The following is a 17,313-nucleotide window of genomic DNA, read 5'->3' on the forward strand; positions in this document are numbered from 1 at the left end:
ACACCCACCGTCGGTAGCGTGCGCGATGTGACCGCGCCCGATGCACCCGTGAATGCCATCACCGACGACGAGTTCCGGGTACCGGTCGCGAGGCTGCTCGCCATGACCCCGGTGGGCATCGTCGTCGGTGCGTTCTGCGCCGTCAGCCTGTGGGCGCTCTCCGCGCTCGCGGGCGTGCTCCAACGGCTCGTCTGGGACGACCTGTCACAGGCCGTCGGCCTGTCGGCGGACAGCAGCTGGTGGATCCTCCTCGTGCTGACGGTGACGGGCCTCCTCGTGGGGCTCGTCGTCCGCTACGCCCCCGGTCACGCCGGCCCCGACCCCGCCACGACCGAGCTGGTCGCGGCGCCCGAGCCGCCCGGAACCGTGCCCGGGCTGGCGGTCGCGCTCGTCCTCATGCTCGCCGGTGGCGTCAGCCTCGGCCCCGAGAACCCCATCATGGCGATCAACGCAGCACTCGTCGTCGCCGCGGGGGTGAAGTACCTCCCGCGCACGGCCGTGCCCGAATGGGTCGGCCTGTCGACGTCCGCGACCATCGGCGCGATGTTCGGCACGCCGGTCTCGGCAGCGCTGCTCCTCACCGAGTCGGCCGACGGGGACCGCCGGATCCCCCTGTGGAACCGTCTCTACCTCCCGCTGGTCGCGGCCGCCACCGGTTCCTTCGTCATGCTGCGCTTCACCGACCTCGACCTGTCCATCGGACTGCCCGCGGAGGACGTCGGCGGCGTCGTCGACGTCCTCCTGGCCGTCGCCGTCGCGGTCGTGGTCGCAGCCGTCGGGGTCGCCGCCTCCCTCGTGTTCGACCCCCTCCACCGCTTCGTGCACCGGCTGCGGAACCCGGTCGTGCTCCTCACGGTCGCGGGCGTCGTCCTCGGCCTGCTCGGCGTGCTCGGCGGTCCGATCACCCTCTTCAAGGGCCTCGACGAGCTCAAGGAGCTCCCCGGCGAGCTCCCGTCGACCACGGCGGCGGGATTCGTCGCGATGGCGGGCGTCAAGCTCGTCGCCCTCCTCGTCGCGAGCACGGCCGGGTTCCGCGGCGGACGCATCTTCCCGGCCGTCTTCATCGGCGCGGCGCTCGGGTTCGGGGTGCACGCACTGTGGACCGAGGTGCCGCTGACGCTGGCCGTGACGGCCGCCGTCGTCGGCATCGTCGTCGCCGCGACGCGCAACGGCTGGGTGAGCCTGTTCCTCGCGCTCGCCGTGGTGCCGCAGATGAACCTGCTCGTCCCGCTGCTCTTCGCGACGCTCGCGGCGTGGCTCGTCGTCGCGAACCGCCCCGAGCTGCGTGCGGAGCCGATCGACGAGCCGGACGCCTCCGGGCCTCACGCCGCCTGACGCAAGGTCCCGTCCTCCCCCGGGCTCGCCGCAGCGGCACCCTCGTCCGGACCGCCGGGCAGGAGCCGCGCGAAGAACAGGGCGACGCCCGCGATCAGCGCCAGCACGGCGAGGCTCGCCCGCAGCCCGACGAGCCGGGCCGAGGTGTTCTCGTCGAGCACCGCGTCCACCTGCGTGGGCGAGAGGTCGGCCTGCTCGTCCAGCGCCGCGGCGAGCTGGGCGTCGGACACGAACGGCACACCGCTGTCGAGCTCCACGGTGGCGTGCTGGGCGACCTCGGCGCCGAGGTCCGCGTTGTCCCCCAGCCCGATGAAGAACGTGGCAGACAGGGCACCGACGAGGACCGAGCCGGCGAGCGCGGTCCCGAGCGACGCACCGAGGTTGGTCGCCGTGTTCTGCAGACCGCCGACCTCGCCGCTGCGCTCGTCCGGGACAGCGGACACGGTGACCGCACCCAGCTGGGACGACAGCGCCCCCACGCCGAGACCCGCGAGCAGGAGCGGCACGGTGACGACGCCGGCCCCCGCACCGGCCTCGAGCGCCGCGACGAGCGCGACGATCCCGGCCAGCAGCAGGCCGATGCCCGCGGTGACGACGGTGCGCGGCGAGGCGCGCGGCCACCACCGCGGGATCCCGAGGGCCGCGACGAGCAGCGTGACGGACAGCGGAAGCAGCCGCACGCCGGTGTCGAGCGCGCTGAGCCCCAGGGCGACGGACAGGAACAGAGGGATGGTGAAGAACAGACCGGCCTGCAGCAGGAACTGGAAGAAGAACATGGTGAGCCCGCCGACGAGCCGCGCGTTGCGCAGCATCCCGAGGTCGACGAGCGGCTCGGCGCCGCGCGCCACCACGCGACGTTCCCACACGGCGAACAGCCACAGGACGACCACACCGCCCAGCACGAGCCACACGGTCGGCGACAGACCGAGCAGCTCGGGCGCCGAGGGCTTCGGTCGCACCCATCCCCACGTGCCCGAGCGCAGGACGCCGAGCACGGCCGCACCGAGGCCCAGCGCGGACAGGACGACACCGCCGCCGTCCAGTCCGGTCCAGCCCTCCGCGGGGACCCCACGGAGGCGTCGGGTCAGCAGCAGGATGACGAGGACCACGCCGACCTCGCCGACGAACACCAGCCGCCAGGTCCAGAAGGTCGTGACAGCACCCCCGACGAGCGGCCCGGCGGCGACCGCGACGGCCCCCGCGGCGGCCACCAGGCCGTACGCCCGGGGCCGGCCGGGCGCGGCGACGTTGGCGGCCACGAGCGCGACGATCGCGGGCATGATGAGCGCCGCCCCCAGGCCCTCGAGCACCGACCAGCCGACGATGAGGACGGTGAGGTTCGGTGCGAGCGCGGTCGTCGCCGAGCCGACGCCGTAGACCACGCAGCCGACGGCGAACGCGAGCCGGTGCCCGATCATCGTGCCGATCCTGCCGCCCGTGATCATCGCCGTCGCCATGACCAGGGTGTACAGCGTGATGGCCGTCTGCACGCCGGTCACGGTCGTCCCGACGTCCTCGGCGACCTGCGCGATCGACACGTTCATGACCGCGCTGTCGAGCGTCATGAGGAACTGTCCGGCGGCGAGCGTGAGCAGCACGGACGCCGCTGCTGTCGCGCTGCCTGCCGGCGTCGTGCGAGCGGTCATCGTCGCCTCCTCGTCGTCGGGCGGTCGTCGGGGTCAGTGCAGCGCGACCTTGAGCAGCGCCACGAGCACGCCGAGCAGCGCGCCGGCCGTCGCCCCGAGCAGCCGTCCGCGCAGGTCGAGCCCACCGCGTGCGCACGCGACCCAGCTGTACACGGCGAGCAGCGCGATGGTGGCGCCGAGCGCCGCCCACCCGGCACCGGAGAGGTCGGCCCCCAGCACCTCGGCCAGGAGCAGCACGACCAGCGGGACGAACGAGACGAAGAGGATCGGGAGCGTCTCGACGAGCGCGAACCGGAACGCCGCGAAGGGGTGCGTCCGGTGGCTGAGGGCCGCGCCGATGGTCACGGCATGGAGGTGCGCGAGCCAGTACACGAGGACGGTGCCCACGATCGCCACGCACAGCTGGCCGACCGTGTCGAGGTGCCCGGCGCCGTACGCGATGGCGGCGGCGCACACGACCGTCCCCGTGATCGCGCCCTCGCCGCCGCGGACCAGGCCGGTCGGGTCGACATGATGCTCCTGCTCGGCCATCGCGACCCTCCCGTCCGCGCGGGGGCACCGTTCGGTCGCCACCGTCACGCCCTACCGTCCCGGTAGTCGGCGTGGAGTGCCACCCGAGCCGAGAAAGCACTCAGGCCCGGAGATCCGAAGATCTCCGGGCCTGAGCCTTTGTGGCGGGGGCGGGATTTGAACCCGCGACCTCTGGGTTATGAGCCCAGCGAGCTACCGAACTGCTCCACCCCGCGTCGACTCCGTAAGACTACGTGACGAGTGGCCCCGCGACCAAATCGGCGCCGTCGCAGGGCTGCGGCGGCGCCGACCCGGGCGGTCCGGCTACCCGCCCGTGGGCGTCGGGGTCGGGGTCGGCGTGCTCGTCGCCGCGCTGCCGGCCGCGGCCTTGTCGAGCGCGTCGGACGCCGCCGTCGCGTCCTCGACCGCCTGCTGCAGGCGCTGCTGCGCCTCGCCGTACGCCGTGAAGTCGCTCTTCGCGAGCGCCGCCTGCCCCTCCTTCAGCGCCTGGTTGGCCTCGGACAGCGCGGCGTCGAGCTGCGCCTGCGCCGACGCGGTCGCGTCCGAGCCGTCCGACGTCCCGCCACCGCCGGTGTCGGGGCCGCCCGTGTCCGAACCCCCCGCCGTCCCACCCTTGCCGGCGTTGTCGGCGTCGCCGGCGGTCGCGCCCGAGTTACCGCCGAACACCTGGTCGAGCGCCTCGTCGAGCGTGCCGGCGTAGCCCACCTTGTCGCCGAAGCCGACCAGCACGTTGCGCAGCAACGGGTACGCGGTCCCGGACTTCGACTGGACGTACACGGGCTGCACGTAGACGAGACCCCCGCCCACCGGCAGCGTCAGGAGGTTCCCGAGGATCACGTCGGAGTTGCCCTGCTTGAGCAGCGAGACGTCGTTGGCGACCGCGGGGTCCGAGTTGAAGTTGTTCTGCGCCTGACCAGGTCCCGGCACCGACGAGTTGCGGGGCAGCTCGAGGAGCCGCAGCTTCCCGTAGTCGGGCGAGACCTTGCCGGCCGTGGAGCCCGCGTCGGCGTCCGCCGACAGGAACCCCGTGAGGATCTGCCTGTCGGTCGTACCGCCGGGAACGAAGGTCGACGTCAGCGAGAACGATGGGGAGTCCTGGTCGGGCATCTGCAGCGTGAGGTAGTACGGCGGCTGGAGCTGCTGGGTCGCCTCGCCGGTCGTCGACGGGTCGTCCGGGACCTTCCAGAAGTCCTGCCCGCCGAAGAACTTCGCCGCGTCGTCCACGTGGTAGCGGGTGAGCAGCGTGCGCTGCACCTTGAAGAGGTCCTCCGGGTAGCGGACGTGGCTCATGAGGTCGCCCGACATCTTCGAGAGCGGCTCGATGGTGCTCGGGAAGACCTTCGACCACGCCTTGAGCACCGGGTCGTCCGGGTCGAAGGCGTAGAGCGTCACATGGCCGTCGTACGCGTCGACCGTCGCCTTCACGGAGTTGCGGATGTAGTCGACCTGCTGCGGCGCGAGCGCCTCGATCGACTGCGACCGTGCGGTCACCGCGTCGGACGTCGCCGCGTCGAGCGCGGTCCGCGCAGCGTACGGGTAGCCGTCCGTCGTGGTGTATCCGTCGACGATCCACTGCACCCGGCCGTCCACCACGGCGGGGTAGCTCCGGCCGTCGAGCGTCAGGTACGGGGCGACCTTGTGGACCCGCTCGCGCGGGTCACGGTCGTACAGGATCTGCGAGTCGCTCGTCACCCGGTCGGAGAACAGGATCTGCTCGGACCCGAACCGGATGGCGTACATGACCTTCCGCGCGAGGCTCCCGACGTCGGGGCCACCGTCGCCCGAGAACGTGGAGTTGACCTGACCGCCCTCGTCGTCCGGGTAGTCGAGCTCCCACGGATCGGTGCCCTGCGGCGCCCCGACGATCGAGTAGTCCGGCAATCCCTGGCCGAAGTAGATTCGCGGCTCGTAGTCGCCCAGGCTGCCCTTCGTCGGGATGTCCTTCTCGAAGAACGACGGCTTGCCGTCCGACGTCGTCGTGTTCCCGTACGCGGCGACCAGCCCGTACCCGTGCGTGTAGACGGTGTGGTCGTTGACCCAGTTCTGCAGGCCCGCGCCGAGGCCCGACAGGTCGAGCTCACGCGCAGCGATCACCGTGTCCTGGCTCTTGCCGTCGATCGTGTACCGGTCGACCGCCAGCGTGTCCGGGAAGTTGTAGTACTGCTTGATCTGCTGGATCTGACGGAACGACGGGCTGACCACCTGCGGATCGAGCAGGCGGATCTGCGTCGTCGTGCGGGCGTCCGCGCTGAGCGCGCCCGACTTGGCCTCCGTGGTGGCCGAGTACAGCGAGTCGTCGACGTCCGTGAGGCCGTAGGCCGCCTTCGTCGCGTCGATGTTGCGCTGGATGTACGGCGTCTCCTTGGACTGCTCGTTCGGGTTCACCTGGAACCGCTGCACCACGGCCGGGTAGATCCCGCCGATGGCGATCGCGGCGACCACCATGAGCCCGAGTCCGATGCCGGGCAGGCGCCAGTCCCCCCGGACCGCGGTGAGCACGAACAGGAGCGCGACGATCACCGCGATCCCCGCGAGGATCGCCTTCGCAGGGAGCACGGCGTTGACGTCGGTGTACCCCGCACCCGCGAACTTGTCGCCGTTCGACGACATCAGCGAGTACCGGTCGAGCCAGTAGTTCGCCGCGACGAGCAGCAGCAGGACGGCACCGGTCACCGCGAGCTGGACGCGCGCGGCGCTCGTCGTGTGCAGACCCTTGCCGCCCGCACCGCCGACCCGCAGCCCGCCGTACAGGTAGTGCGTCGCGACGGCCACGATCACCGAGAGGATCGCCACGGCCACGAGGAAGCCGACCACGAACCGCAGGAACGGCAGCGTGAAGACGTAGAACGACACGTCCTTGTGGAACTGCGGGTCGTCGACGCCGAACGAGACCGAGTGCATCGCGAGCTGGACGGTCTTCCAGGCACCCGACGTCGCCGCGCCCGCGAACAGGCCGAGGAGGACCGGCAGGCCCCACGTCACGACGCGGCGGAGCGGCTCGATCGCCTCCCGGTACTGGTCGAGCGTGGCCTGCTCCGGTGTCGACGGCGCGTAGATCGGCCGGTTGCGGTACGCGAGCGTGATCGACAGCCAGACGCAGCCCGCCATGAGCAGGAAGCCCAGCAGGAACAGAACGCCACGGGTCAGCCACTGCGTCCACAGGACGTTCGAGTAGCCCACCTGGTCGAACCAGAGGACCTCGGTGCCCAGCCGGGACACCACGACGACCGCGATCACCACCAGGACGAGCACGACGAGCGTGACCAGCAGCGGGCTGCGGCGCCTCGCCGCGGACGCACCGCTGCGCGAGGGACGGGACGGTGGCGCGAAGCTCAAGGAGACCTCAGTTCCGGGGGTAGTTCCGGGGCTTGTTCCGGGGCACGGACGGACGCGTGGTCCCAATCTCCCACATGCGACGCCCCACGTCAGAGGCTGTGCACCGCCAGGGAGGAACCCGGACGTCCGCCGTACAGGTCAGGAGCAGGTCGGCAGGTCGGCCGTGTCACCCGCGCCGATCGCCGCGAGCTCCTGCCGCGCCTGGTGCAGCGTGCTCATCGACACGACGTGCAGCCCGTCCGGCACGTACCCGACGACCTCGTCGCAGTTCGACGCCGGCGCCAGGAACCATGTCGCGCCGTCGCGCTTCGCCCCCGCGAGCTTCTGCCGGATGCCGCCGATCGCGCCGACGGTCCCGTCGACGTCCATGGTGCCCGTGCCGGCGACGACCTTGCCGCCCGTGAGGTCCTCCGACGTCATCTTGTCGATGATCGCGAGCGCGAACATCGTCCCCGCGCTCGGTCCGCCGATGTCCTCGCCGAGGTTGATCGTGATGTCGACCGGCATGTCGTAGCTCACGGCCGGGTAGAAGCCCACCGTCGGCTTGCCGTCCGCGTTCTTGCCCGTCACGACCTTCACGTCCTGGGCCTTGCCGTCCCGCGTGATGCCCAGCGTCACCGTGCCCCCCGGCGCGACCGCGTAGAGCTCGTGCAGGAACGCGTCGTACGTGTCGAACGACGACCCGTCGACCGACGTGATGACGTCGCCCTTCTGCAGCACGCCGACGGCGCCGCTGCCCTTCACGACGCCCGCCACCGACAGCACCACGGGGACCCTGTAGCCCAGCTCGGTCAGGGCGGCGGCCTCGGCGTTCTCCTGCGACGTCGTCATCTGCGCCTGCGAGACCTGCTGCTCCTGCTCGCGCGTCACGGTCGTCGGGTACACGGCGTCGCGCGGCAGGACGGCCGTGTCACGCCGCCACCAGCCCTCGAGGACCCGCTGCAGCGTCGTGGAGTAGCCGGGGCCACCGACCTCCAGCACGGTGAGCAGACGCAGCTGCCCCGTCGTCGGGTAGGTCTTGGCCCCGCTGATCGCGACCACGGGCTTGCCGTTGTCGGTGCCGAGCGTGTCGACGGTCGGGCCGGGGCTGCGGACCACGAACGGCGCCGGGAGGAACCCCAGGACCGCCACGAGCACCGCGGTCGCGAGCGCCGCGTACGACAACGTGCGCGAGCGAGCCGACATCGCCGGGACGGTCGACGTCCACGGGTCAGCAGCCGCCCCGTGCGCCTCGTGGAAGGTCTCCGGCGCGGACGCCGTCCAGGACGCCGGGACGGGCGTCCCGGCGGCTCCCCCGGTGGCGGGTGCGTCCACGGGCTGGTCCCGCTCGTCGTCTGGCGTGCTGCCCGGTGCGCTCACGCGCGCCATCCTCGCCGAACAACCTGGGAGCACGCGAGCCCTGACCTCATCGCCGCCCGCGCGCCTGGCGCCACGCCGCTGCGGTCCCGAGCAGCGCGACCGCAGCGCCTGCAGCGCCGAGGGCGGCGGCGTCGCGGCCGCCCAGGCGTCGGCCGGCGACCGTGAGGGTGCCGCGCCCGGACGCCGCCGCCTCGCGCACGCACGCCGCCGCACCGACCTGCGGACGCCAACCCGCCGCGTGGAGCCGGCGTGCGGTCACCGTCCACGAGTACACGGCGTAGAACAGCTCGTCGGGGGGCGAGGGGACGGCGCCGACGCGGTGCAGCTGCTCCGCGATCCCGAGGGCCGTCGCCCGGCTGAGCGTGAGCAGCCGGCGGTCCGCGAGCTCGGCGACCTGCGCGGACGTGAGCACGTCGGGCGACCCGTCGTCGTGGACGGTCCCGGCGGTCACCGTTCCCACGAGCCCGTGCTCGACCACCGCCTCGACGGCCGTCGCGAGGTCGTCCAGGTGCAGGAACTGCCACTCGCGCGCCGCGTCGCTCACCGCGAGGAGCCGCGGCGCCTCGAAGTGCCGGGTGACCAGGGTGTCGGCGCCCGGCCCGACGACCGGCGCCGCGCGGAGCACCGTCGCGCGCCGGACCCCCACGGCGTCCCGGAACGCCTGCTCGACCTGGGCGAGGAGATGACCCACACCGTGCCCGCCCGCGACCTCCGGAGCGACCGGGGCGTCGTCGTCCACGGGCGCGGCGCCCGGCCTGGCGCCGCACACCATCGCCGAGCCGACCAGCACCAGGTGCGCGTCCGCGGGCGCGGCCGCGACCACGCGCCGGACCAGGCCGGACAACGCCTCGCGGCGAGCCGGACGCCCGTACGCCTCACGGTCGAAGTCCGCGGTGTGCGCCACCACCACGACCGTCCGCGCGTCCGCCAGCCGCGTCGGGCCGGACGCACCGGCCGGTACGTCGGTGAGGTGACGGGCACGCAACCGCACTGCGAGGCCGCCCGTGATGCCACCGGCACCGACGACGACCAGTCGGGACTCCTCGGCGCCCCCCGCGGCCGCCGCGCTGCGCTCTGAGCGAAGCCGCCCCTCCTGCACACCTTCCACCCTTCTCCCGCCCGGCCCACGACCAGGCCGAGACGCTACGGTGAACGAACGACCGGAGGCGCGTCCCGCGGCGATCCTGTGGCCAAGATAGACCGCACCGGTCCCTTGCGCCGCGAGGCCGCGCCGAGCGACCGCGTCGAGCACCAGCCCAGCCGGAGGTTCACCCATGACCGCAGGACCCGACCAGCCCCACCAGCCCGACGACGCGAACCGCCCGTCGTCCTGGGAGGACATGCTGCGCTCGGTGTTCGGCGCCGACGCCGACGAGGCGCTGCGCGAGCTGCGAGCCCGCGGCTTCGACCCGGAGGCGCTGGGCGCGACGAGCGACCTGGCCGCCAACCCGCAGCTCCTCGGCCCGATCCTCGACCGGGTCCAGAGCATCCTCACGCAGCCCGGCGCCGGGCCGCTCAACGCGGACGTCGCGCACGACCTCGCCCGTCAGGTCGCCGTCACCGGCGGCGACCCGTCGGTGACCCTCGGCCAGCAGCGCGCCGCGACGGACGCGCTCGCCGTGGCCGACCTCTGGCTCGACGCCGCGACCGAGCTGCCGCCGTCGGGCGGGGAGCGCCTCGCGTGGAGCCGGTCCGAGTGGGTCGAGCGGACCCTGCCCGCCTGGAACACGCTCGCCGCACCGGTCGCGTCGTCCATGTCGGACGCCCTGTCCGGCGTGCTCGGCGAGCAGCTCGGCGGCATCGAGGGGTCGGTCCCGGGACTCCCGGCGCTGCCCGGGCTGCCGGCCGGCGCGCTCGGCGGCATCGACCCGGCGGCGATGTTCCGCTCCCTGGGCTCTGCCGTGTTCGGCATGCAGCTCGGTCAGGCCGCGGGCACGCTCTCGCGCGAGGTCTTCGGCGCGACCGACGTCGGCGTCCCGCTCCTGCCCGGACCCGCGACCGTCCTCGTCCCGTCGAACGTCGACGCGTTCGCCGAGGGGCTCGACGTGCCCGTCGAGGAGGTGCGGTTGTTCCTCGCGCTGCGGGAGGACGCCCACGCCCGGCTGTTCACGCACGTCGCGTGGCTCCGCGCCCACCTGCTCGGGCTCGTCGAGGCGTACGCCCGCGGCATCACGATCGACCTGCACGCGCTCGAGGACAAGGTGGCCGACGTCGACCTGTCCGACATGGACTCGCTGCGCGGCGCCCTGTCCAGCGGGGTGTTCGGGCTCGAGCCCACGCCCGAGCAGACGGCCACCCTCGAGCGTCTCGAGACGACGCTCGCCCTCGTCGAGGGCTGGGTCGACGAGGTCACGGCCCGTGCCGCAGCACCCCACCTGCCCCACGTCATGGCGCTGCGCGAGATGGTGCGTCGGCGCCGGGCCGCGGGCGGTCCCGCCGAGCAGACGTTCGCGTCGCTGGTCGGGCTCGAGCTGCGCCCCCGCAGGTCGCGAGACGCCGCCGCGCTGTGGGCGCTCATCGCCGCCCAGGAGGGCGAGGACGCGCGCGACCACGTCTGGGACCACCCCGACCTGCTCCCCACGGCCGAGGACCTCGACGACCCCGCGGGCTACCGCAGCCGGCGCGAGGCCGCGCAGGAGGCGTCCGCCGACCTCGACGCCGCGCTCGCCGAGATCCTCGGCGAGGCCGACGCACCCGACGATGCGGCGGACGACCCGGAGAGCCCCCGCGAGCCCTGACGCCCGGAGTCAGGCAGGGGCGTCGGGGCCGGCCCCCGGTCCGGACGACCCCGCCTGACGCCCGAACGACACGCCCTCGAGGTAGCCGCGCGCTCGCTCCGTGCGCGGGTAGTCGTCCAGCAGCGCCCAGAAGTCCGGCCCGTGGCCCGCGTGCAGCAGGTGCGCGAGCTCGTGCAGGATCACGTAGTCGAGCACCCACCCCGGCATGCCCTGGACGCGGTCGGAGATCCGGATCGACCCGTCGAGCAGCGTGCACGAGCCCCACCGCCGACCCTGGTTCGACGACCACCGCACGCTGGACGGGTGCGCCCGGTCGCCCAGGTAGCGCGCGGACAGCTCCGCCGCACGCGCCGCGAGCTGAGCGTCCGACGGGCGTCGCCGCTGCTCCTTCTCGGCCAGGCGCGCGAGCATCCGCTCGACCCACTCCCGCTCCTGGGCGCGCGAGAAGCGCGCCGGGATCGCGACGATCGTCCGGTCGCCGTCGCGGTAGGCGCTCACCGTGCTGACGCGCCGACGGCTGCGGCGCACCTCGACGACCGGCGCCGCGGCGGCGCTGGTCGATGTGCCCTGGGCCACGCCCCGACCGTAGCGGCGCCGACCGTCCACGAAAAGCAGGCGCGCGGGCCGGAGCACGTCCTGCCGCGACCCGGACGGCTTCGGAGCCGTGGCCCGCCCCCTCGCGGCACGCCCTGTGGACGACGAGCGACGGCCGGCGCGCGACCGTGCCACGGTGAGCGCACCCGCCCCGACCCGGGGCCACGCACCGGGAGGCCCACCGTGTCCGCACGCCCGTCGACCCGTCCTCCTGACGTCCCGCCCACACCCGACCGGGACGGCACCCCGGTGGCGCACCCGGCGGGCGCCCTGCTCACCGGGCCGCTCGCCCGTGCCCACCTGCGGCCGGGCATCGAGGTGCTGTGGCGCGGCACCGGCGAGCTCCAGCTCGGATCGGACCCCCGCTCGGCGGTCCGCGTCGACGGCCTCGCCCCCGCCGAGACGCGCTGGCTCGGCGCAGCCGGCTCGCGACCGCTCGCCGCGACCGCCCGGCGGCACGGCGTCACCCCGGACCGTGCCCTCGAGCTCCTGGAGGTGCTGCACCGGGCGGGCGCCGTCGTGGACCCGCCGCCCGTGGCCGACGACCCCGAGATCACGGCTCCGGGCGGCGGCGGGGGCGACCTCGCCGCCCTGTCGTCGGTCGACGCCGACGGCTGGGGCTCCCGGGTGCTGCGGCGCCGGGCCGCACGGACCGTCGCGGTCCTCGGGCTCGGACGGACGGGCGCCGGAATCGCCGCCGGCCTCGCCTCCGCCGGCGTGGGCCGGCTCGTCCTGGGCGACGCGCGACCCGTGCAGGCGACCGACGTGGGCGCTACCGGACACCGCCTGCGCGACGTCGGCGTCGCCCGCCAGGACGCCGTCGCGGAGACGGTCGCGCAGCTCTCCCCCGCGACCCACGTGCGCACCTCGTCCGCGGAACGGCTCCGGCAGGCGGACGTCGTCGTCCTCGTCGAGCACCGCGCCGCGGACACCGCGCGGGCCGGCCGCCTCGTCGGCGCCGACGTCGCGCACCTGTCCGTGGTCCTCCACGAGGCCGGCGTCACCGTCGGGCCGTTCGTCGACCCCGGCCGCACGCCGTGCCTGCGCTGCGTCGACCTGCACCGCCGCGACGACGACCCCCGGTGGCCGACCATGGCCGTCCAGCTCCGTCAGGGCACCTCAGGGGCCGAGGAGTCCGCGACCGCGAGCGTCGGCGCGGGGCTCGCCACCGCGCAGGTACTGGCCCGGCTCGACGGGCTCCCCGTGCGCACCGCGGGTGCGAGCCTCGAGGTGCTGTGGCCCGACGCGGTGCCCCGGATACGGCAGTGGCAGCCGCACGCGTCGTGCGGCTGCCACTGCGTCCCGTGAGTCGGCCGAGCATCCGGTCGTGCGGTCGGCCCGGTCGCGGCGAGACCGGGGCGCGTCACGCGACCTTGCGCGGCCGACCCCGACCGCGCTTCGTGGCGACGACCACGCCGTCCACGAACACCTGGCCGCCCCACACCCCCCAGGGCTCGCGGCGCTCGATGGCACCGGCCAGGCAGCCCGAGACCAGCGGGCAGTCCGCGCAGAGCGACTTGGCCAGCTCGACGTCGACCTGACGCTCCGCGAACCACAGCTCCGCGTCGTGCACCCGGCACGGGATGAGCCCCGAGACGATGCGGTCGAACTCGCGCGCGTCGCCCCCGTCCGTGCGCGCAGGGAAGGCCGTCGGAGCGACGGCCGTGCCGGCCGAGATGCCGGCCTGGGGGTCTGTCGAAGGGGGTGCAGCGAGGGGTGCCGTGGTCCAGGCGCCGGATCCACCCTGCGGGATCGTGTCGAGCAGCGTCGTGAGCCGCACGATGTCCTCCAGTTTCGTCCTGTCGTGGTGTCATTCTTGCGACAGGGACCCTGGGCCTCCGGCGGTGGTGCGGTGCACCGACCGACAGGAAAGGCCGCGGATCCCGGTAGGGTTCCGCGGCCTGGAGGACGGTCTTGTCAGACCGGTTGACACCAGGTGGAGGAACCGATGGGGCGGGAGTACCCGCGCTCGCCCCCGGGCCACGCGAGGTGGCGGGAGACATGCGTCGTCGGACGATCGATGGTCATGTGCTTGATCGTCACGAACTTGATCGACGTTGCGTTCATCGGTGCTGCCACCTCCTCTCGGTGTCTGGTGGGCCGCCCACCGGCCTCGGGCCGCGGACCGCCTACCTCACGGGTATCGGACTCCACGACAGTACGCCGCGCTCACGAAACGGGACAACCGAATAAACGAAGAAACTTCTCAGACGCCCTGGACGAGGTCCAGGAGCACGTCGCCGTAGCGGTCGATCTTGGCCGGACCGATGCCGTTGACCCGTGCCAGCTCCGGCACGGACGACGGGCGCGACTGCGCGATCTCGACCAGCGTCGAGTCCACGAGGATCGTGTACGCGGGCTTGCTCGTCTCTTTCGCGACGCCGGCGCGCCACTCACGCAGGACCTCGAAGACACGACGGTCGTCGTCGTCGAGCGCGTCGGCCTGCGCGCTGCGCCCACCACCGGCGGAGGGCGCACGCCGCCGGTCACGGGCCGGCTCGTCGGGCCACAGACCGTCGAGGAACCGGGTGCGCTTGCGCGACGCGCGACCGCCCGGGTGCCGCGACCGCCCGAACGACACCTCGAGGTGCTCGCGGGCCCGCGTGATCCCCACGTACAGCAGGCGGCGCTCCTCCGCGACGGCCTCGTCGGTCTCCGCGAACGAGATCGGCATGAGCCCCTCGCTCATGCCCGCGAGGAACACCGCGTCCCACTCGAGGCCCTTCGCCGCGTGCAGCGACGCGAGCGTCACGCCCTCGACCGTCGGCGCGTGCTGCGCGGCGGCGCGCTCGTCGAGCTCCGCGACGAGATCCGGCATGGTCGCCCCCTCGGGCAGGTCGTCGGCGAGCGAGACGAGCGCCTGCATGGCGTCCCAACGCTCGCGCACCGCGCCGCGCGCCGCCGGGGGCTGCGGCGCCCAGCCGACCGTGATGAGGACGTCCCGGGTCAGCTCGCCGACCGTCTGGTCGGCGTCCGCGGACCGCGCCGCCCCACGCAGCAGCACCAACGCGTCCCGCACGTCCTTGCGCTGGAAGAAGCGCTCCCCACCACGCACGAGGTACGCGACGCCCGCGGCCGCGAGCGCCTGCTCGAACGACTCCGACTGGGCGTTCGTCCGGTAGAGCACCGCGATCTCGGACGCCGGGACCCCGTCGGCGACCAGGCGGGCGACCCGTGCCGCGATCCCCGCGGCCTCGGCGGCGTCGTCGTCGTAGGCCGTGTACCGCACCGGCGGTCCGTCAGGACGCTGCGCGACGAGCTCGAGCGGGGCGTCCGGCCCACGCCGCCGGCCCGTGCTGCCCAGCAGCCGGTTGGCGAGCGTCACGACCTGAGGGGTCGACCGGTAGTCCCGCACCAGGCGGACCACCCGCGCGCCCGGGTGCGTGCGGGAGAACGTCAGGAGGTGGTGCGGGGTCGCCCCCGTGAACGAGTAGATCGTCTGGCTCGGGTCGCCCACCACGCACAGCTCGTTCCGGCCACCGAGCCACTGGTCCAGGAGGAACTGCTGCAGCGGCGAGACGTCCTGGTACTCGTCGACGACGAAGCGGCGGTACTGGCGCCGCACCTCGTCCGCGACGTGCGGCGTCGACCGGAGCATCTCGCCCAGCAGGAGCAGGACGTCCTCGAAGTCGATGACTCCGCGCTCCGTCTTGACGTCCTCGTACGCCTCGATCAGACGGGACACCGTGCGCGGCTCGAAGCCCGCCGGCGGGTCGCGGTCGATCGCGGCGCAAGCCGTCTCGTACTCGTCCGCGGTGACGAGCGACACCTTGGCCCACTCGACCTCGGACGACAGGTCGCGCACGGCGAGCCGGTCGACGCTCAGCCCGAGCCGGCGGGCCGCCTCACCGATCGCGGGCGCCTTGTGCTCGAGGATCTGCGGCGGGGCGCCGCCGACCACACGCGGCCAGAAGTACCCGAGCTGCCGCAGCGCCGCCGCGTGGAACGTCCGCGCCTGCACCCCCGCGACGCCGAGGCCGCGCAGCCGGGTGCGCATCTCGCCCGCGGCGCGCGCCGTGAACGTCACCGCGAGCACGCTCGTCGGGACGTAGACGCCCGTGCGTACCCCGTACGCGATGCGGTGCGTGATCGCGCGCGTCTTGCCCGTGCCGGCACCGGCCAGGACGCACACCGGACCCGTGAGCGCGAGCGCGACCTCACGCTGCTCCGGGTCGAGGGCCTCGAGGAGCGCGTCGGCGGACGGTGGGGCGGCGGGTGCGGCGACGGGCCGGGCGGGGTGCTGGGCGGAGGACGACATCGTCAGCGATTCTCGCAGCACACGGTGACACCGTGCTGCGCGCGTCCCCAGGCGTCGCCGGACGACGTGCCGGGAAGAACGGCGCGGGCCGCCGCGTTCACGCAGTGACCGTCTCGTCCGTCCCACCCGCAGGAGCAGCTCCCGTGACCGACACCGTCACCCCCGTCGTCCCCGCCGCAGGCACCGTCGTCATGTACTCCACCACCTGGTGCGGGTACTGCCGTCGGCTCCGCACCCAGCTCGACTCCGCGGGCATCGGCTACACGGTCGTCGACATCGAGGAGCAGCCCGAGACGGCCGCGTACGTCGAGAGCGTCAACGGCGGCAACCAGACGGTCCCCACGATCGTCTTCCCCGACGGCACGGCAGCGACCAACCCGAGCCTCGCCGAGGTCAAGTCGCGCCTCTGAGCGCGCCGCCGGCGTCGGGGGTCCGGGCGTCGGGGGTGTGCGACTGCGCTCACGCGCCCGGCAGCTCGTCCCCGAACCACTCCTCGACGAGCGCCCGGGCGATCGACGTCCGGCCCGGCAGACGCACCTGCCCCGACCGTGCCGCCGCGAGCAGCTCCGGCCGGGTGAACCAGCGGGCGTCGTCGACCTCCACGCCGTCGCACCGCACCACGGTGTCCCGCGCCGCAGCCCGGAACCCGAGCATCAACGACGCCGGGAACGGCCACGGCTGGCTCGCGCGGTACACCACCTCGCCGACGGTCAGACCGACCTCCTCGTGCACCTCGCGGCGCACCGCCTGCTCGACCGACTCGCCCGGCTCCACGTAGCCCGCGAGCGTGGACCAGCGGTCGGGCGCCCATGCCGTGTTGTGGCCCAGCAGCAGGCGGTCGTCGTCGTCGACGACCGTCATGATCACGGCGGGGTCCGTGCGCGGGAAGTGGTCGACACCCTCCGCGAGGCAACGACGCACCCACCCCGACTGCGTCACGACCGTCGGCTCACCGCAGCGCCCGCACCGCGGATGGCTCGCGTGCCACGCCGCGAGCGCCACCGACGCGGCGGCCAGCGCCGCGTCGTCCGCGGGCACCGTCGCCGCGAGGTCGCGCAGCGACGACCAGGGACGGCCGCGCACCAGGTCGGCCCACCGGCCGCTCTCGGAGATGCCCTCGAGCCCCGGCGGCGTCGCGTCCGCGTCGTCCGGCAGGACCAGCGCGAGCACCTGGGATCCGTCGAGCACCCCGAGCAGGACCCAGCGCAGCGCCGGCTGCTCGTCCGGGGCGGGGGCCGCGTCCCGCACGTCCGCCGCGGGCACCCGGACCAGCCCGGTCGTCGGGTCGCCGGCCAGCCGTCCCCGGTGCACGAGCACGACCCGTGTCGCGTCGTCCGCGAGCGCGTCGGCCAGGGCACCCGGCTCGCCGCGGCGCTCCGCCGCGCGGTCGATCGCCCCGGCGAGCGGGAGGGCGTCCCAGGCAGTCGTCACCCGCCCAACCTAGGCCACCGGGCACACCACGGCGCCGACGCCAGCGGGACGGCCCGCGATGACCGGCCCGCGACCGGTCGTGGCG

General features: G+C 74.0%; 13 protein-coding genes and 1 tRNA gene. 4 read left to right on the forward strand and 10 right to left on the reverse strand.

Annotated features, from left to right (window positions below; genetic code table 11):
* Window positions 1–27: 27 nt before the first annotated feature.
* Window positions 28–1,335 carry an ion channel protein gene (locus CLV34_RS02870; RefSeq protein ID WP_245858935.1) on the forward strand — a complete coding sequence of 436 codons (1,308 nt, stop codon included), beginning with the start codon at window positions 28–30 and terminating at the stop codon, window positions 1,333–1,335.
* On the opposite strand, the gene CLV34_RS02875 is transcribed toward CLV34_RS02870, so the two are convergent.
* The 6 genes from CLV34_RS02875 to CLV34_RS02900 form a co-directional block, all read right to left on the reverse strand.
* Window positions 1,323–2,981, reverse strand: coding sequence for an MFS transporter (locus CLV34_RS02875; protein WP_100348708.1), 1,659 nt, complete (start codon window positions 2,979–2,981; stop codon window positions 1,323–1,325). The genes CLV34_RS02870 and CLV34_RS02875 overlap by 13 nt on opposite strands.
* A 33-nt stretch (window positions 2,982–3,014) precedes the next feature.
* The gene (locus CLV34_RS02880) at window positions 3,015–3,512 is read right to left on the reverse strand and encodes a hypothetical protein (protein WP_100348709.1); all 498 of its coding nucleotides are present in this window, start codon (window positions 3,510–3,512) and stop codon (window positions 3,015–3,017) included.
* Window positions 3,513–3,653: 141 nt separating this feature from the next.
* Window positions 3,654–3,727, reverse strand: a tRNA-Met gene (locus CLV34_RS02885).
* An 88-nt stretch (window positions 3,728–3,815) separates the two neighbouring features.
* A complete protein-coding gene (locus CLV34_RS02890) occupies window positions 3,816–6,848 on the reverse strand; it encodes a UPF0182 family membrane protein (RefSeq protein ID WP_100348710.1) in 3,033 nt (1,010 codons plus the stop codon).
* Window positions 6,849–6,986: 138 nt separating this feature from the next.
* Window positions 6,987–8,207, reverse strand: a complete 1,221-nt coding sequence (locus tag CLV34_RS02895; RefSeq protein ID WP_245858936.1) for a YlbL family protein — start codon at window positions 8,205–8,207, stop codon at window positions 6,987–6,989.
* Window positions 8,208–8,253: 46 nt separating this feature from the next.
* Window positions 8,254–9,306 carry a Rossmann-fold NAD(P)-binding domain-containing protein gene (locus tag CLV34_RS02900; protein WP_100348711.1) on the reverse strand — a complete coding sequence of 351 codons (1,053 nt, stop codon included), beginning with the start codon at window positions 9,304–9,306 and terminating at the stop codon, window positions 8,254–8,256.
* A gap of 175 nt (window positions 9,307–9,481) precedes the next feature.
* Here CLV34_RS02900 and CLV34_RS02905 point away from each other — a divergent pair, with 175 nt between their 5' ends.
* A complete protein-coding gene (locus CLV34_RS02905) occupies window positions 9,482–10,945 on the forward strand; it encodes a zinc-dependent metalloprotease (protein ID WP_100348712.1) in 1,464 nt (487 codons plus the stop codon).
* A 9-nt stretch (window positions 10,946–10,954) separates the two neighbouring features.
* Here CLV34_RS02905 and CLV34_RS02910 read toward each other — a convergent pair whose 3' ends face one another.
* A complete protein-coding gene (locus CLV34_RS02910; protein WP_211289330.1) occupies window positions 10,955–11,521 on the reverse strand; it encodes a M48 metallopeptidase family protein in 567 nt (188 codons plus the stop codon).
* A gap of 201 nt (window positions 11,522–11,722) precedes the next feature.
* On the opposite strand from CLV34_RS02910, the gene CLV34_RS02915 reads away from it, so the two are divergent.
* Window positions 11,723–12,847, forward strand: coding sequence for a ThiF family adenylyltransferase (locus CLV34_RS02915; RefSeq protein ID WP_245858937.1), 1,125 nt, complete (start codon window positions 11,723–11,725; stop codon window positions 12,845–12,847).
* 55 nt (window positions 12,848–12,902) lie between these two features.
* On the opposite strand, the gene CLV34_RS02920 is transcribed toward CLV34_RS02915, so the two are convergent.
* Together CLV34_RS02920 and CLV34_RS02925 are read right to left on the reverse strand one after the other, a co-directional pair.
* On the reverse strand, window positions 12,903–13,319 hold the full coding sequence (locus tag CLV34_RS02920; RefSeq protein ID WP_100348714.1) for a WhiB family transcriptional regulator: 417 nt from the start codon (window positions 13,317–13,319) through the stop codon (window positions 12,903–12,905).
* Window positions 13,320–13,745: 426 nt separating this feature from the next.
* On the reverse strand, window positions 13,746–15,797 hold the full coding sequence (locus tag CLV34_RS02925; protein WP_100348715.1) for an ATP-dependent DNA helicase UvrD2: 2,052 nt from the start codon (window positions 15,795–15,797) through the stop codon (window positions 13,746–13,748).
* 191 nt (window positions 15,798–15,988) lie between these two features.
* Between CLV34_RS02925 and CLV34_RS02930 the strand changes: the two genes are divergently transcribed.
* Window positions 15,989–16,207 (forward strand): mycoredoxin, encoded by a 219-nt coding sequence (locus CLV34_RS02930; RefSeq protein WP_100349186.1) that lies wholly within the window; start codon window positions 15,989–15,991, stop codon window positions 16,205–16,207.
* Between the two features lie 49 nt (window positions 16,208–16,256).
* On the opposite strand, the gene nudC is transcribed toward CLV34_RS02930, so the two are convergent.
* Window positions 16,257–17,228 carry an NAD(+) diphosphatase gene (gene nudC, locus CLV34_RS02935; RefSeq protein ID WP_100348716.1) on the reverse strand — a complete coding sequence of 324 codons (972 nt, stop codon included), beginning with the start codon at window positions 17,226–17,228 and terminating at the stop codon, window positions 16,257–16,259.
* Window positions 17,229–17,313 lie beyond the last annotated feature (85 nt).

The organism is Luteimicrobium subarcticum (genome assembly GCF_002798015.1).
GTDB lineage: Bacteria > Actinomycetota > Actinomycetes > Actinomycetales > Cellulomonadaceae > Luteimicrobium > Luteimicrobium subarcticum.

Bases quoted from the DNA above. Each gene is read 5' to 3' on its own strand.
- CLV34_RS02875 (WP_100348708.1), bottom strand. From the start codon at position 2,981: ATGACCGCTCGCACGACGCCGGCAGGCAGCGCGACAGCAGCGGCGTCC.
- CLV34_RS02925 (WP_100348715.1), bottom strand. From the start codon at position 15,797: ATGTCGTCCTCCGCCCAGCACCCCGCCCGGCCCGTCGCCGCACCCGCC.
- CLV34_RS02930 (WP_100349186.1), top strand. From the start codon at position 15,989: ATGTACTCCACCACCTGGTGCGGGTACTGCCGTCGGCTCCGCACCCAG.
- CLV34_RS02880 (WP_100348709.1), bottom strand. From the start codon at position 3,512: ATGGCCGAGCAGGAGCATCATGTCGACCCGACCGGCCTGGTCCGCGGC.
- CLV34_RS02905 (WP_100348712.1), top strand. From the start codon at position 9,482: ATGACCGCAGGACCCGACCAGCCCCACCAGCCCGACGACGCGAACCGC.